Raw genomic sequence first — 14,922 nt, 5'->3', positions numbered from 1 at the left:
ATGGCCGAGATCGAGCCTGGCGTCACCCTGATCCGCGGCGGGCGCCTGGCCGATCCGGCCAAGCGCCGTGCCGAACCGACCGACATCCTCATCGAGGACGGCGTCATCCGCGCGGTCGGCGCCGGCCTCGCCGCGCCGGAGGGCGCGCGCATCGTGGATGCCGGTGGCTTCCTGCTGCACCCCGGCCTGGTCAATGCCCACACCCATGGCCATGGCGCGCTCGCGCGCGGGATGGGTGACCGCTGGACCCTGGAATTGCTCCTCGCCGCGGCGCCCTGGATCGGCGGCGGACGGGCGCTGCAGGACAAGAAGCTTTCGGCGCAGATCAACGCCGCCGAGATGCTGATGAAGGGCTGCACCGCGGCCTATGACCTCTATGCCGAAGTGCCGCTGCCGACCGCCGAGGGCCTCGACGCGGTGGCCGAGGCCTATGCCGGCATCGGCATGCGCGCGGTCATCGCCCCGATGGTCGCCGACACAACCGTCTACGATGCCATCCCCGGCCTGCGTGACGCGCTGCCGGAAGACCTGCGCGCCACGGTCGACGGGATGCGGCTGCCGCACTACCAGAAGACGCTCGATGCCATGCGCGGCGCGCTGGCGAGCTGGCGCTGGGCGTCGAAGGACATCCGCGCCGCGGTGGCGCCGACCATCCCGCACCATTGCTCGGACGCCTTCCTCTGCGGCTGTCGCGATCTCGCGCGCGACTTCGGCGTCGGGCTGCATTCCCATGTCGGCGAGAGCAAGGTGCAGGCGCTGACAGGCATCCGCCGCTACGGCAAGACGCTGCTCGCGCACATGGATGCGCTCGGCCTGGTGGGGGCGGAGTTCACGGCGGCGCACGGCATCTGGCTGGACGACGACGACCTCAAGCGCCTGCGCGATGCCGGCGGCGCGGTGGCGCACAATCCGGGCAGCAACATGAAGCTCGGCAACGGGATGTTCCCGCTGCGCCGGGCGCTCGACCTCGGCGTGACGGTCGGCATCGGGACGGATGGCGCGTCATCCTCGGACCACCAGAACATGTACGAGGCGATGCGCGCCGCTTCCGTGATGTCGAAGGTCCGCACGCCCGACCCGCGCGCCTGGGCCTCGGTCGAGGAGGTCTACGCCGCCGCGACGCGAGGGTCCGCCAGGGCGCTCGGCTTCAAGGACATCGGCGCCATCGCGCCGGGGATGAAGGCGGACATCGTCTTCCTCGACCTCGGCTCCATCAACTGGATCCCGCACCATTGGTCGGTGAACCAGATGGTGCATGTCGAGGACGGCAGCAGCCTGCGCCACGTCATGATCGGCGGCCGCTTCGTGGTGAAGGACCGCCGGCTGCTGACCATCGACCTCGCGAAACTGGCGCTGGAGGCCGAGGCCGCCGTCGAGCGGCTCGAGGCGCTGAACGCCGAGCGGAAGGGCCTCTTCGAGCGCCTCGCGCCCGTCGTCGCCTCCTTCTGCCCGGCCTTCGCCGCGCAGCGCTATCACGTCCGGCGCTATCTCTGCGACGCGCCGGACTGATCGCTACTGCTGCTCGAGGCCCGCTTCCCGCGCGCGCTGGGTCAGCACGGTGATCTGGTTGCGCAGGAAGTCCTGGAATTCCTGCGGGCTGCTGCCGCGCGGCGCGTAGCCGAGCCGCGCGAGGCGTTCCTTGAGCTCCGCATCCCCCAACACCTTGTTCAGCGCCGCATTGGCGCGCGCGATGATCGGCGCGGGCGTGGCCGCCGGCACTGAGATGCCGAACCAGACATCGAAGGCGAAGTCCGGCAGCACCGAAGCGACGGTCGGGATCTCCGGCGCCAGCGAGAAGGGCTGCGGCAGCGTCACCGCCAGCGCGCGGATCTTGCCCTCGCGGATCTGCGGCATGCCCGCGGCGAAGTCGGTGAAGGTGCTGTCGATGCGCCCGGCGATGACGTCCGTCAGCGCCTCCGGACCGCCGCGATAGGGCACCGCGGTCATCTCGACGCCCGCCAGCCGCGCCAGCGTCGCCGAGGCGATCAGCGCCGAGGAATTGCCATGGCTGAAGGTCAGCGGCGTACGCGCGGCCTTGGCGTGTTCGATGAAGCCGCGCAGGTCCCGCGCCGGGGAGGACGCCGGCACGACCAGGATATAGGCCGTCTCCGCCACGAAGCCGATCGGCGCGAAGTCGCGGATCGGATCGTAGGACAGGCGCCGGATCGTGTAGGTGTTGAGCGCCCCGTTGGTCACCGACAGCACGCACCAAGTGTGCCCGTCGGGTGCCGAGCGCGCCGCGCTCTCGGTGCCGACCACGCCGCTGCCGCCGGGGCGGTTGTCGACGATCACCGGCTGGCCGAGCTCGCGCGACAGCGGCTCCGAGAGATGGCGCATCAGCGTGTCCGTCACGCTGCCGGCCGGAAAGGCTACGACGAGGCGGATCGGCCGGTCGGGCCAGGCGCCCTGGGCGAAGGCCGGGGCGGCGAGGAGCGCGCTGCCCCCGGCGATCAGGGCGCGGCGATGGATCGTGGTCATCGGCATGTCCTCAGCGCGGTGCCCAGCGGTTCAGGAAGAGGTGGATCTGCGTGTTGTCGACGTTGGGGCCGAGCATCTGCACGGCCTCCGCCCACAGCTGCCGGCAGAGCTGCAGCGACGGCGAGGCGACGCCCGTCGCTTCCGAGATGCTGCCCGCCGTGTCGAGGTCCTTGCGCATCAGCCCGAGCATGAAGCCGCCGGCATAGCGGCCGGTGATGATCTCCTGCTTCGACTTGGTCTCGGTCGCGATGTTGCGGCCGGAGGAGGCGTTCATCACGTCGGTCAGGATGCCGAGGTCGAGGCCAAGCGCCTCGCCCATCCGCAGCGCCTCGGCGGTCGCGAGCAGGCCCGCCGCGTAGACGAAGTTGTTCAGCGCCTTCATCGCATGGGCGGAGCCGACCGCGCCGGTGCGGATGATCGCCTCGCCCATGCCCTTCAGCACCGGCTCGGCCTTGGCGAAGGCGGCGTCGTCGCCGCCGACCATGATCGCGAGCGTGCCGGTCTTGGCCTTGGCCACGCTGCCCGAGACCGGCGCATCGACCATCATCGCGCCGCGCTCGGCGACAAGCGCCGCGAGCCGACGCGTCTCGCCGGGCTCGGAGGAGCTCATGTCGATCACCAGCATCCCCGGGCGCAGCGCGGGCAGCAGGCCGTTCGGGCCTTCCATCACCTGCGCGACGATGCGGCTGTTGGGCAGCATCAGCACCACGATGTCGGTCGCCGCTGCGACCGCGGCCGGGTCCGGCGCGAAGGCCACAGCACCGGCCGGCATGACCTCGGCCAGGGCAGCGCGCGCGGCCTCGGACGTATCGCAGCCGAGCACGCGGAAGCCGCGCTCGATCATGCTGCGGGCCATGGGCAGGCCCATCATGCCGAGGCCGATGAAGCCGACCTGCGTTCCACCCTGGGACATCGGGCGTTTCCCCCTTCAATGACGGCGCGATGCTCGGTCGCGGCGCGGGGGATGGCAAGACGCGCCGGATCGCATCTCCCATGCCACCGGCGCCTGCGTCATGCTGGCGGACGGAGAGCCGCATGCCGAATCCCGCCGCCACTGCATCCTGGGTCGCCGCCCTCGGCGCGACGCTGCTGATGCAGTCGGTCGCCTCCTTCCTGACCCAGACGCTGCCGGTCGTCGCACCGCTGATCATGGCGAGCGCGGGGCTCGCGCCGGAGCGCATCGGCAACCTTTCCTCCCTGGTCGCCTTCGGGACGGTGCTGTTCCTGCTGCTCGGCGGGCCGTTCCTCGCGCGGCTCGGCCCGGTGCGGACGCTGCAGCTCGGCACCGGGATCGCCGCGGCGGCGCTGCTGGTCGCCGCGATGGGCGCGCTGCCGGCGCTGATGCTGGCCTCGCTGATGCTGGGCATCGGCTACGGACCGACGCCTCCGGCGGGCAGCCGCATCCTCGCGGCGACGGCGCCGAAGGACCACCGAACGCTGATCTTCTCGGTCAAGCAGGCCGGCGCGCCGCTGGGCGGGGCGCTGGCAGGGCTGATCGCAGCACCCGTGGCGGCCTATGCAGGTTGGGGCGCCGCGCTGCTGGTCGCGGTCGCGACCGCGGTCGTCGCCGCGGCCGCCATCCAGCCGCTGCGCGCGGGGCTCGACGTCGAGCGCGATCCCGCCCGCCGCATCGGGCTGCGGGACGTGCTCTCCCCGCACACCATCGCCGCGCCGGTGGCGGCACTTCGGATCGATCCGCTGCTGCCGCGGCTGACCGCGCTGTCGGTCGCCTTCGCGATCTGCCAGGGCTGCCTGTTCTCCTTCACTGTCACCTGGCTGGTCGAGACGCGCGGCATGTCCCTGGTGGAAGCCGGCGGCACCTTCGCGGCGATGCAGGTCGCGGGGGTGGTGGCGCGCATCCTGCTCGGCTGGCTCGCCGACCGGACGGGCCGGGCGACGCGCAACCTGGTGGTGCAGGCCTTCGTCGCGGCGGGGTCCGTCATCGCGCTGGCGCTGCTGCCGGCGGGGGCGCCGGGCTGGCTGCTGGGGGCGGTTTGCGCGCTGGCGGGCTTCGTGGGTGCCTCCTGGAACGGGATCTCGCTCGCCGAGGTGGCGCGCGTCGCGCCGCCCGACCGGGTCAGCGACGTGACCTCGGGGACGACGCTCTTCGTCTTCCTCGGCTACGTCGCGGGGCCCTCGGCCTTCTCGGCGCTGGTCACGCTCAGCGGATCCTGGTCGCTGCCGATGGTGCTGGTCGCGCTGCTGCTGGCGGTCGTGGCCGCACTGGTGGGCGTATCGCTGCGCCGCTGACGGAGGATGGACCGCGGGCGCGCGGGCGGCGATACAGGCGCCGCGCAGCGCGGAAGGATCGGGAAGATGGCGGAACGTATCGGCCTCGGCATCGTCGGCTTCGGCATCATGGGCGAACGCCTCGCGCGCTTCGCCGCGGGGCATGAACAGGTCCGCATCGTCGGCGTGTGGGATCCGGCGCCCGAGGCCGCGGCGCGGCTCGCGGCGGCGGTGCCGGGCGTGCCCATGCTCGCCTCGGCCGAGGCGGTGATCGCGGCCTGCGACTGCCTCTACGTCGCCTCCCCGCCCGCCTTCCACCTGGCCCATGCCAAGGCGGCCTTCGCGGCCGGCAAGGCGGCCTTCCTGGAGAAGCCGCTTTCGGTCAGCACCGAGGAAGCGCGCGCCTTCGTCGCGGCCGCCGAGGCTTCCGGCGCGCGCGGCGCGGTGAACTTCCCGATGGCCTCCTCCCCCGCCGTCGCGCAGCTGAACGCCTGGCGGGCCGAGGGCGCGGTCGGCGCGCCGCGCGAACTGTCCATCACCACCGCCTTCGCCGCCTGGCCGCGGTCCTGGCAGCGCGATGCGGTGACATGGCTCGACAAGCCGCAGCAGGGCGGCTTCACGCGGGAGGTCGTCTCCCACTTCCTCTTCCTCACCCGCCGGCAACTCGGCCCGATCGTGCTCGAGGCGGCGCGCGCGACCTTCGCCGCGCCGGGCCGCTCGGAAACCGCAATCGCGGCGCGGCTGACCGCGGGCGGCGTGCCGGTCGCGCTCTCGGGCGGCGTCGGCACCACCCTCGCCGACGACCATAACGCCTGGGTGCTGGAAGGCCCTGCCGGCGCGATCCGCCTGCGCGACTGGTCCTTCGCCGAACGCCGCGGCGCCGACGGCATCTGGTCGGCCGCCCCCGACGCCCTGCCGAATGAGCGCATGCGCCCGATGGTGCTGAAGAAGCAGCTCGACGGCGTCGCCGCGATGACGCGCGGGGAGACGCATCACCTGGCCACGCTGCGCGAGGCGCTCGAGGTGCAGGAGGTCGTCGAGGCGATCCTCGCTCAGTCCATGTAGGGCAGTCCGACGTAGTTCTCGGCGAGCGTGGTCCGCGCGGCGACGGAGCCGGCGAGGTAGTCGAGCTCCGCCATGCGGACGCGTTCCTCGAAGGCGTCCTCGCCATCGTAGCGGTGCAGCAACTGCGTCATCCACCAGGAGAAGCGCTGCACCTTCCACACGCGGTCGAGGCAGGTCGCGGAGTAGGCATCCATCAGCGCCTCCCCGCGCCCGGCGAAGAAGGCTTCCAGCGCGCGGACCAGCACGCGCACATCCGCGATGGCGAGGTTCATCCCCTTCGCCCCTGTCGGCGGCACGATGTGCGCGGCATCGCCGGCGAGGAACAGCCGCCCGTGGCGCATCGGCTCCGCGACGAAGGAGCGCATGGCGGTCACCCCCTTCTGCAGGATCGGCCCGACCTCGAGCTCCCCGTCCCGCGCGCCGAGGCGCGTGGCGAGTTCGACCCAGATGCGCTCGTCGGACCATTGCGACAGGTCCTCCTCCGGCGCGCATTGCAGATAGAGCCGGCTGACGGTCGTGCTGCGCATGGTCGCGAGGGCGAAGCCGCGCGCGTGGCGGGCGTAGATCAGTTCCTCCGACATCGGCCGCGAGCGCGACAGGATGCCAAGCCAGGCGAAGGGGTAGATGCGGTCGTAGATCGTCAGGTCGGCCGGCGGGATGGCTTCGCGGCAGATGCCGTGGAAGCCGTCGCAGCCGGCGATCACGTCGCAGTCGAGCGCATGCTCCCGCCCGTCCTGCCGCCAGGTGATGCGCGGGCGGTGCGAGGCGATGTCGTGCACGGCGACGTCCGCGGCCTCGAAATGCAGCGGTAGGCCGTCGGCCAGACGCCGCGCGATCATGTCCTTCACCGCTTCCTGCTGGCCGTAGATCGTCACCACCTTGCCGCCGGTCAGGCCGGTGAGGTCGATGCGCTCCTCCCGCCCAGCGAAGCGCAGGGCGAGGCCGTGATGGACCAGGCCTTCGCGGTGCAGGCGATCGGCGACGCCGGCCTCGGTCAGCGTGTCGACCGCGCCCTGTTCGAGCAGCCCGGCCCGGATGCGGCCTTCGACGTAGTCGCGGGAGCGGGCTTCGAGAACCACGCTGTCGATGCCGCGCTGGTGCAGCATCTGCGCCAGCAGCAGCCCGGCCGGCCCGGCCCCGATGATGCCGACCTGTGTCCGCATGGCCGTATCCTCCCCCTGCCGCCGATATGCGGGCGAAGCCGCGCGGGGCGCAAGCACGCAGGCTTGCCGGGTCCCCCTGCCTGTCCCTAGGCTCCTCCCAACCAGCAGGGAGACCGGACAATGACGATCGGGCGTCGCCTTCTGGGTCAGGGCATTGCCGGCGCGGCCGGGGCCCTCGCCCTTCCCACCATCCTGGTGCAGCCGGCCGCGGCACAGCGCAGCGCCAACACGCTGCGGATCGCCTTCCGCGACGCAGTGCCCAACGTCGATCCCTACTTCAACAGCCAGCGCACGGGGCTGATCATCGCGCACCAGGCGATGGACGGCCTCGTCCATCGCGACCCGGAGACCTTCCGCATCGTCCCCGCACTCGCGACCGAATGGCGCTGGGTGGACACCAAGACGCTCGACTTCACGCTGCGCCAGGGCGTGAAGTTCCACGACGGCAGCGATTTCGGCCCGGACGACGTCGTCTACACCATCAACACCATCGCCGACCCGAACACGCGCGTCGCGACGCCGTCCAACTACGCCTGGATCCAGGGCGCGGAGAAGACCGGCGACTGGACCGTGCGGCTGCACATGAAGCGGCCGACGCCCGCGGCGCTGGAATACGCCGCGCTGGTCATGCCGATCTGGCCCAAGGCCTATCGCGAGCGCGTCGGACCCGACGGTTTCTCCCGCGCCCCGATCGGCACCGGGCCCTACCGCTTCACCAAGGTCGACGTCGCCACCGGGGTCGAGTGGGAGCGCTTCGACGGCTACTACCAGGGCGGTCCCAAGGGACGGCCGGCCATCCAGAAGCTGACGGCGCGCTACATCGGCGATGCGGCGACGGAACTGACCGAGTTGCTCGGCCAGCGCGTCGACTGGATCTGGAACATGAACCCGGACCAGGTCGCCAACGTGAACCGCATGCCCTACCTGCAGTCGACGCGGCAGGAATCGATGCGCGTCGGCTACCTCAACCTCGATGCGTCGGGTCGCAGCGGGGCGGGCAACCCGATGACGAACCTCAAGGTGCGCCAGGCCGTCTGGCATGCCATCGACCGCAAGTCGATCGCCGAGCGCCTGGTCGGTGGCGGGTCGCGCGTGCCGGACGCGCCCTGCTTCCCCTCCCAGTTCGGCTGCAACGCCGATGCCGCGGTGAAGTACGACTACGACCCGGCCAAGGCGCGCGCGCTGCTCGCCGAGGCCGGCTTCGCCAACGGCTTCGACATCGAGCTGACCTCCTATGTCCAGCCGCGGCAATGGTCGGAGGCCGTGCAGAACTACCTGCGCGCCGTCGGCATCCGCGCCAACCTCAACCTCATGCAGGTGGCCGCGCAGATCCAGCGGTCGATGCGCGGCGAGCTCGCGATGGAAATGGGGTCCTGGGGCTCCTACTCGATCAACGACGTCTCGGCGATCCTGCCCAACTATTTCTCGGGCGGGGCGCAGGACTATGCCCGCGATCCCGAGATGATCCGCCTCCTCGAGGAAGGCGGCTCGACGGCCGACGAGGCGGTGCGCAAGCGCGCCTATGACGCGGCGATCCGCCGCGCCACCGAACAGGCCTACTGGCTGCCGCTGCACACCTACGTCTCGGTCTTCGGCTTCCGGAAGGAACTGGAATTCCCGACCTTCCCGGACGAGCTGCCGCGCTTCTACCTCGCCAAGTGGAAGTGATCCGTCAGGCGAGGTGACATTCGACGAGGCCCGCGGCATCCGCCGTGGGCCTCGGCGCTTCCGTCGAGCATTTCGTGATCGCGACCGGGCAGCGCGGATGGAAGCGGCAGCCCGGCGGGATGTTCGCCGGGTCCGGCATGGTATCCCCCAGCCCGACATCCGGCACGCCGAGCCCCGGTTCGGGCGTCAGCACCGAGGCCAGCAGCGCGCGGGTATAGGGATGCCGCGGCGCGGCAAACAGCCGCTCGCTCTCCGACCGCTCCACGATGCGGCCGAGATACATCACCGCCACCTCGCTCGCGATGTGCTCGACCACCGCGAGGTTGTGACTGATGAACAGGTAAGTGAGCCCAAGGTCGCGCCGCAGTTCCGCGAGCAGGTTCAGGATCTGCGCCTGCACCGAGACATCGAGCGCGCTGGTCGGTTCGTCACACACCACGATGCGCGGGCGCAGCACCAGCGCGCGGGCGATCGCGACGCGTTGCCGCTGCCCGCCCGACAGTTGCGCCGGGAAGCGCGTGCCCTGCTCGCGCGACAGGCCGACGCGGTCGAGCGCCTCGGCCACGCGGCGTTCGACCTCCGCCCGCGACACGTCGCCCTGGGCGACCAGGGGCATGGCGACGATGTCGCGGATGCGCCGCTTGGGGTTCAGCGAGGCGAAGGGGTCCTGGAAGACCGGCTGGATCAGCCTGGCCCGCGCGCGGCGGTCCATCCCACCCAGGCGCTGCCCGTCCACCAGCACGTCGCCGGCGCTGGGTTCGAGCAGGCCGAGGATCAGCCGCGCCAGGGTGGACTTGCCGCAGCCGCTTTCCCCCACCACACCGAGCACGCTGCCCGCGGGCACGGAAAAGGAGACGTCGTCCACCGCGACGACCTCGCGCGGCGGCGCGAACAGGCCTTGCCGCACGCGGAAGACGCGCCGCAGGCCGCGGACCTCGATCGCCGGTGCGCTCATGCCGCCGCCGCCCCGCCCCAACGCGGCGGCAGCGTGCAGAGCACCTCGTGGCCCACGCTGGCCTCCCGCCGCGGGATGGTCCCCGCGCAGGCCGCGCTCGCCTGGGCGCAGCGGTCGCGGAAGCCGCAGCCCGCGAAGCCCGGCTGGATGCGCGGGACGACGCCGGGAATGCTGCCGAGCGGCTCGTCGCGCTTCGCCTTGCCGGGCACCGGGACGCAGGTCAGCAGCCCACGCGTGTAGGGATGCTCGGGGGCGGCGAACAGCGCGGCGGTCGGCGCGCTCTCGACCACCTCCCCCGCATACATGACCGAGACGCGGTCCGCGACGCGCGCGACGATGCCGAGGTCATGGGTGATGAGCAGGATGCCGAGGCCGAGATCCTTCTGCAGCCCCGCCAGCAGCCGCAGGATCTGCGCCTGCACGGTGACGTCGAGCGCGGTGGTCGGCTCGTCCGCGATCAGCAGTTCCGGGTCGCACATCAGCGCCATGGCGATCATCACGCGCTGTCGCAGGCCGCCCGAGAGCTGGTGCGGATACTGCCCCAGCCGCAGCCCCGGCGCGGTGATGCCGACGCGCGCGAGCAGTTCCGCCGCCCGGTCCACCGCCTGGGCGCGCGGCGTGCCGCGGTGCCGGCGCAGCACCTCCGTCATCTGGGACCCGACCGTATAGGCCGGATTCAGGCTGGTCATCGGTTCCTGGAAGATCATCGCCATGCGGTCGCCGCGCAGGCGTTCCATCTGGCGTTCGCCGTAGCGGCCGATCTCCTCGCCGGCGAAGCGCAGCGCCGTCGTCTCCCGCACCGCGCCGCGCGGCAGCAGGCCCATCACCGACAGCGCGGTGATCGACTTGCCGCAGCCGCTCTCGCCCACCAGGCAATGCGTCTCGCCCTTGTTGACGGTCAGCGAGGCGCCGCGCACCGCGGCGGTGCTGCCGATCGTCACGCGCAGGTCCGCAACCTCGAGCAGCGCGCTCATCGCGACAGGTCCGTGCCCATCATGTCGCGCAGCGCATCGCCCAGCAGGTTCACGCCCATCACCAGGACGAACAGCGCAGCGCCGGGGATCATGATCACCCAGGGGCTGAAGAACATGTATTCCTTGGCCTCGCTGATCATCAGCCCCCAGGAGGGCAGCGGGGCCGGCACGCCCAGGCCGAGGAAGGACAGCGCGGCCTCGAGCAGAATGGCGAGCGCCATCTCCAGCGTCGCGACCACGGCGAGGTGCGTCGCGATGTTCGGCAGCACTTCCCGCGTCAGCACCCACCAGCGCGACGCGCCGGCGCACCAGGCGGCCGAGACGTAGTCGAGGTTGCGGATCTGCATCGTGGTCGACCGCGCCACCACCGCGAAGCGGTCCCACAGCAGCAGCCCGAGCACCAGCACCACCAGGATGAAGGAACTGCCGCGCAGCGCCGCGACCGCGAGGGCCACCAGCACCGCCGGGATCGACAGCCGCGTGGTGATGGCGAAGACGACCGCGTCGTCGATCTTGCCGCCATAGAAGCCGCCCAGCACCCCCATGGTGATACCGATCAGTCCGGAGGTGATCACCGTCAGCACCCCGATCACCATCGAGATGCGCGCGCCGTAGATCAGCCGCGAGAAATAGTCCCGCCCCAGCTGGTCGGTGCCGAGGAAGTTCCGCGGATCGCCCCCTTCCATGAAGGAGGGCGGGACCAGTCGCCGATCGAGGTCGATGGCGAAGGGATCGTAGGGCACGATCCAGGGGGCGAGGATCGCGATGACGGCGCAGAGCCCGACGATCGCCGCCCCCACCACGAAGCCGGGATTGCGCAGCAGCCGTGCGCCGCGCCCGGCGGGCATCACGGCAGCGCTCATGCGGTCCTCAGCCGCGGGTCGAGCACGGCGTTCAGCAGGTCCGCCAGCAGCGTCAGCGCGATGTAGATCAGTGCCAAGACCAGCACGACCGCCTGCACCACCGGGAAATCGTTCTTGCTGATGCTCTCCCAGGCGAGGAAGCCGACGCCGTGCAGGGCGAAGACCGTCTCGATGACGATCGACCCGCCGAGCATGAAGCCGAGTTGCACCGCCGCGATGGACACGACCGGGATCGCCGCGTTGCGGAAGCCGTGCTTCACCAGGATGGACAGGCGCGTCAGCCCCTTCGCCCGCGCGGTGCGGATGTAGTCCGAGGCCAGCGCCTCGATCATCCCCGACCGCGTCAGCCGCGTCAGCGACGGGATGGCCGAGAAGGCAAGCACGATGCCGGGCAGGATGTAGCCGTCCCAGGTCTCGACACCCGAGATCGGCACCCAGCCGAGCTGCAGCCCGAAGACGATCATGAGCACCAGGCCGAGCCAGAAGGACGGCATGGCCTGCCCGATCATCGCCACCAGCCCGACCAGCCGATCGACCCAGGTCCCTTCCCGCACCGCGGCGAGGATGCCGAGCGGCAGCGACACCACCAGCGCGATGGCGAGCCCGACCAGCCCCAGCGTCACCGTCACCGGCATGCGCGCGGCGATAAGGTTGGCGACGCGGTCGCGGAAGAAGTAGCTCTGCCCGAAATCGCCCTGCACCGCGCGGCCGAGCCAGTCGAAATACTGCACCACGAGCGGCCGGTTGAGGCCATAGGCCTCGCGGATCGCATCGACATCCGCCTGCGTCGCGTTCGGCCCCGCGATCGAGATCGCAAGGTCGCCCGACACCCGCGTCAGCAGGAAGGCGAGCGTCAGCACCGTCAGCGCGACGAGCACCGCAACCGCGAAGCGGCGGAGAAAGAAGCGAAGCATCCCGCGGTCAGCCTAGGCAGGCCGTCGCACGCCCCGCAAGCCCCGCCTCAATACGCCGCCGCCCAGCCGTCCCGCCGCGGATCCGACCCGGCCATGCGCACGCCGTTGTCCAGCACGCGGATCGCCTCGACGCTGCAGGCGCCCTCGAGGTCCGGAACGACCTTCACCTCATGGCCGCGTTCGCGCAGCCCGGCGATGGTGCCCTCGCCCGCGCCGCGCTCGATGGTCAGCACCTCGCCGCCACCATGCGGGTAGTTGGATTCCTGGCCGGGCTGGGAGGAGGTCCAGCGCGGTGCCTCGAGCGCCTGCTGCGGGTCCATCCCGAAGACGGCCGCGGCGACGAGCACCTGGAAGTTCACCTGCACCTGGTTGTCCGCACCGGGCGTGCCGAAGACCATCCAGGGCTTGCCGTCCTTCATCACCATCGGCGCGTTCATGGTGTGGCGCACCCGCCGGCCGGGGGCGAGGCGGTTCGCGTGCCCCTCCTCGAGATGCCAGTAGGACATGCGGTTGTTGAGCAGGATGCCGGTGCGCGGCGCCGTCACGCCCGACCCGAAGGCCCCGTTGATCGACTGGATGGCCGAGACGGCATTGCCCTCGGCATCGACGACGCAGAAATACGTCGTGTCGGCCTCGGCCATGGCGCGGACGGGCAGGTGCGCGGCGCGATCGCCGATCGCCGCGGCATGGGCCTTGGCGCGGGCATCGGACAGCAGCGCGGCGAAGTCCGGCTGGTCGCGCCCGGCCTCGGCCTCCCGGTCGAGGAAGGCGCGCTTCTTCGCTTCCACCATCAGATGCACCAGCGCGGCGCTGCCCCAGCCGAGCGCGGCGAGGTCGAAGCCCTCGATGATCCGCAGCATCTGCAGCATGGCGAAGCCCATCGAGGGCTGCGGCGTCTGCCGGACCTCGAAGCCCCGCCAGGCGATGCCGATCGGCGGGGCGATGCGCGCCTCGACGGCGGCGAGGTCCTCTCCGGCCACGATCGACCCGACATCGCTCAGGTCGGCGGCGAGGTCGCGCGCGACGGCGCCGGCGAAGATCTCCTCCGGCCCCGCGGCGGCGAGGCGCCGCAGCGTCGCCGCCAGCGCCGGCTGCACCACGAGGTCCCCGACCGCGGGCGGCTGCCCGCCCGGCAGCCAGATGGCCCGGCTGGTGGGGTCGGCGGCGAGGTGCGCGCGGTTCTCGCCCACGAAATGGCGCAGCGCGTGGGTCGCGGCGAAGCCCTCGCTCGCGGCCTCGATGGCCGCACCTAACAGGCTGCCCCAGGGGCGGCCGCCATGGGCGGCGTGCAGCGCGGCGAGCCCGGCGACCTTGCCCGGCGTCTGGACCGACAGCGGGCCGCGGTTCGGCACGCCCCCTTCGGCGCGGTAGCGATCGACGGTGGCGGCGCGGGGCGCCTGGCCGGTGCCGGCATAGGTCTCGGCCCGCCCGGTCGAAGCCGACCAGTGATGGTAGAAGCCATCCCCGCCGAGGCCGCTCATGTGCGGTTCCACCACGCCGAGCGCGAGGGAGACCGCGACCGCGGCATCGGCCGCCGTCCCGCCGGCCCGCAGCACGTCGAGCCCCGCGGCCGTGGCCACCGGATGGTTGGTCGCGACCGCACCACGGCGGCCCATGATCAGCGGGCGATGGGCCCGGATGCCGTCATATGCCAAAGGTCGCTCCTTCCCTCATGCGCGGGAATTGCTGGACCACGGGCCGCGCAGCCCCCATGTAGAGGCATAATGCCGTGCGTTCCGCCGGCGCCAACCCTGGTCGATTCGCATGACCCGCCGGCAGATTGCCCTGGACCGCGCCCGATCCTTCACGGACCTGCTCGCCGCGCGCCTGATGCGCATGCCCGCCGGGCCCGTGCCGCCGGCCGAACCGCCCCCCGGCGCCCTGCGGATCGCGACCTACAACATTCATAAGTGCGTCGGCACGGATGGCCGTTTCGACCCCGGCCGCATTGCCGCGGTGATCCGCGAGCTCGACGCCGACGTCCTCGCCCTGCAGGAGGCCGACCGCCGCTTCGGCCGGCGCGAAGGTCTGCTCGACCTGATCGGGCTGGAACGGGAGACCGGGCTGCGGCTGGTGCCGCTCGGCATGGCGGCCGGCGGCCATGGCTGGCACGGCAATGCCCTGCTCGTCCGCAACGGCCGCATGATCGAGGCGCATCGCCTCCGCCTGCCCGGCGGGGAGCCCCGCGGCGCGGCGATGGTCGACCTCCAGTTGCCCGACGGCCGGCTGCGCGTGGTGAACGCCCATCTGGGGCTGCTGCGCCGGCACCGGGCGCAGCAGGTCGCCGCCCTGCTCGAACGCCTGGCGGAGGTCGACGAGATGCCGACGCTGCTGCTCGGCGACCTGAACGAATGGCGGCCCGGGCCGCGGTCCTCGCTGCGGGCGCTGGATCGGGATTTCGGCCCGGTGGACGTGACGCCGGCCACCTTCCCCGCGCGGCTGCCGATCCTCAGCCTCGACCGCATCCTCTGCCGCCCGCACGGGTTGCTGAGCGGGCTCGTCGCGCATGCCTCGCCGCTCGCGCGGATCGCGTCGGACCACCTGCCGCTGACGGCGCGGCTCGACCTGTCAGGCCGCGCCGCCTCGGCCATGGCCGCGGCGGCCTGAGCCGGG

General features: G+C 71.8%; 13 protein-coding genes. 5 read left to right on the top strand and 8 right to left on the bottom strand.

The genetic code is table 11. The annotated features are described in order from the left end of the window. Positions 1–1,509 (top strand): amidohydrolase family protein, encoded by a 1,509-nt coding sequence (locus tag GWK15_RS11130; protein WP_168041347.1) that lies wholly within the window; start codon positions 1–3, stop codon positions 1,507–1,509. A gap of 3 nt (positions 1,510–1,512) precedes the next feature. On the opposite strand, the gene GWK15_RS11125 is transcribed toward GWK15_RS11130, so the two are convergent. Then, the gene (locus GWK15_RS11125; protein ID WP_168041346.1) at positions 1,513–2,478 is read right to left on the bottom strand and encodes a Bug family tripartite tricarboxylate transporter substrate binding protein; all 966 of its coding nucleotides are present in this window, start codon (positions 2,476–2,478) and stop codon (positions 1,513–1,515) included. A gap of 10 nt (positions 2,479–2,488) precedes the next feature. Continuing rightward, on the bottom strand, positions 2,489–3,391 hold the full coding sequence (locus GWK15_RS11120; RefSeq protein WP_168041345.1) for an NAD(P)-dependent oxidoreductase: 903 nt from the start codon (positions 3,389–3,391) through the stop codon (positions 2,489–2,491). A 122-nt stretch (positions 3,392–3,513) separates the two neighbouring features. On the opposite strand from GWK15_RS11120, the gene GWK15_RS11115 reads away from it, so the two are divergent. Both GWK15_RS11115 and GWK15_RS11110 read left to right on the top strand, forming a co-directional pair. Next, positions 3,514–4,728, top strand: coding sequence for an MFS transporter (locus GWK15_RS11115; RefSeq protein WP_168041344.1), 1,215 nt, complete (start codon positions 3,514–3,516; stop codon positions 4,726–4,728). A 66-nt stretch (positions 4,729–4,794) separates the two neighbouring features. Beyond that, complete coding sequence (locus GWK15_RS11110; protein WP_168041343.1) at positions 4,795–5,772, top strand: Gfo/Idh/MocA family oxidoreductase; 978 nt, start codon at positions 4,795–4,797, stop codon at positions 5,770–5,772. Here GWK15_RS11110 and pobA read toward each other — a convergent pair. Beyond that, positions 5,760–6,935: a 4-hydroxybenzoate 3-monooxygenase gene (gene pobA / locus GWK15_RS11105; RefSeq protein WP_168041342.1), complete on the bottom strand. Its 1,176-nt coding sequence runs from the start codon at positions 6,933–6,935 to the stop codon at positions 5,760–5,762. The genes GWK15_RS11110 and pobA overlap by 13 nt on opposite strands. Before the next feature lie 120 nt (positions 6,936–7,055). Between pobA and GWK15_RS11100 the strand changes: the two genes are divergently transcribed. Further along, positions 7,056–8,603, top strand: coding sequence for an ABC transporter substrate-binding protein (locus GWK15_RS11100; RefSeq protein ID WP_168041341.1), 1,548 nt, complete (start codon positions 7,056–7,058; stop codon positions 8,601–8,603). Positions 8,604–8,607: 4 nt separating this feature from the next. On the opposite strand, the gene GWK15_RS11095 is transcribed toward GWK15_RS11100, so the two are convergent. Genes GWK15_RS11095 through ggt form a run of 5 tightly spaced genes read right to left on the bottom strand, consistent with a single transcriptional unit; the run spans position 8,608 to position 13,925 of the window. Continuing rightward, entirely contained in the window at positions 8,608–9,558 is a 951-nt protein-coding gene (locus tag GWK15_RS11095; protein WP_168041340.1) for an ABC transporter ATP-binding protein, read from the bottom strand. Next, positions 9,555–10,532, bottom strand: a complete 978-nt coding sequence (locus GWK15_RS11090) for an ABC transporter ATP-binding protein (protein ID WP_168041339.1) — start codon at positions 10,530–10,532, stop codon at positions 9,555–9,557. The genes GWK15_RS11095 and GWK15_RS11090 overlap by 4 nt, the downstream gene beginning before the upstream one ends. After that, positions 10,529–11,395, bottom strand: a complete 867-nt coding sequence (locus tag GWK15_RS11085; protein ID WP_168041338.1) for an ABC transporter permease — start codon at positions 11,393–11,395, stop codon at positions 10,529–10,531. Before GWK15_RS11085 ends, GWK15_RS11090 begins: the two co-directional genes overlap by 4 nt. Continuing rightward, on the bottom strand, positions 11,392–12,309 hold the full coding sequence (locus tag GWK15_RS11080; protein ID WP_168041337.1) for an ABC transporter permease: 918 nt from the start codon (positions 12,307–12,309) through the stop codon (positions 11,392–11,394). Before GWK15_RS11080 ends, GWK15_RS11085 begins: the two co-directional genes overlap by 4 nt. 47 nt (positions 12,310–12,356) lie before the next feature. Next, positions 12,357–13,925 (bottom strand): gamma-glutamyltransferase, encoded by a 1,569-nt coding sequence (gene ggt / locus GWK15_RS11075; protein WP_168041336.1) that lies wholly within the window; start codon positions 13,923–13,925, stop codon positions 12,357–12,359. A 148-nt stretch (positions 13,926–14,073) separates the two neighbouring features. Between ggt and GWK15_RS11070 the strand changes: the two genes are divergently transcribed. Continuing rightward, positions 14,074–14,916, top strand: a complete 843-nt coding sequence (locus GWK15_RS11070; protein WP_168041335.1) for an endonuclease/exonuclease/phosphatase family protein — start codon at positions 14,074–14,076, stop codon at positions 14,914–14,916. The last annotated feature ends 6 nt before the right edge of the window (positions 14,917–14,922 follow it).

The sequence above is a fragment of the Neoroseomonas oryzicola genome, assembly GCF_012163135.1.
Lineage (GTDB): Bacteria > Pseudomonadota > Alphaproteobacteria > Acetobacterales > Acetobacteraceae > Neoroseomonas > Neoroseomonas oryzicola.
This window is presented reverse-complemented; position numbering and strand designations above follow the sequence as displayed.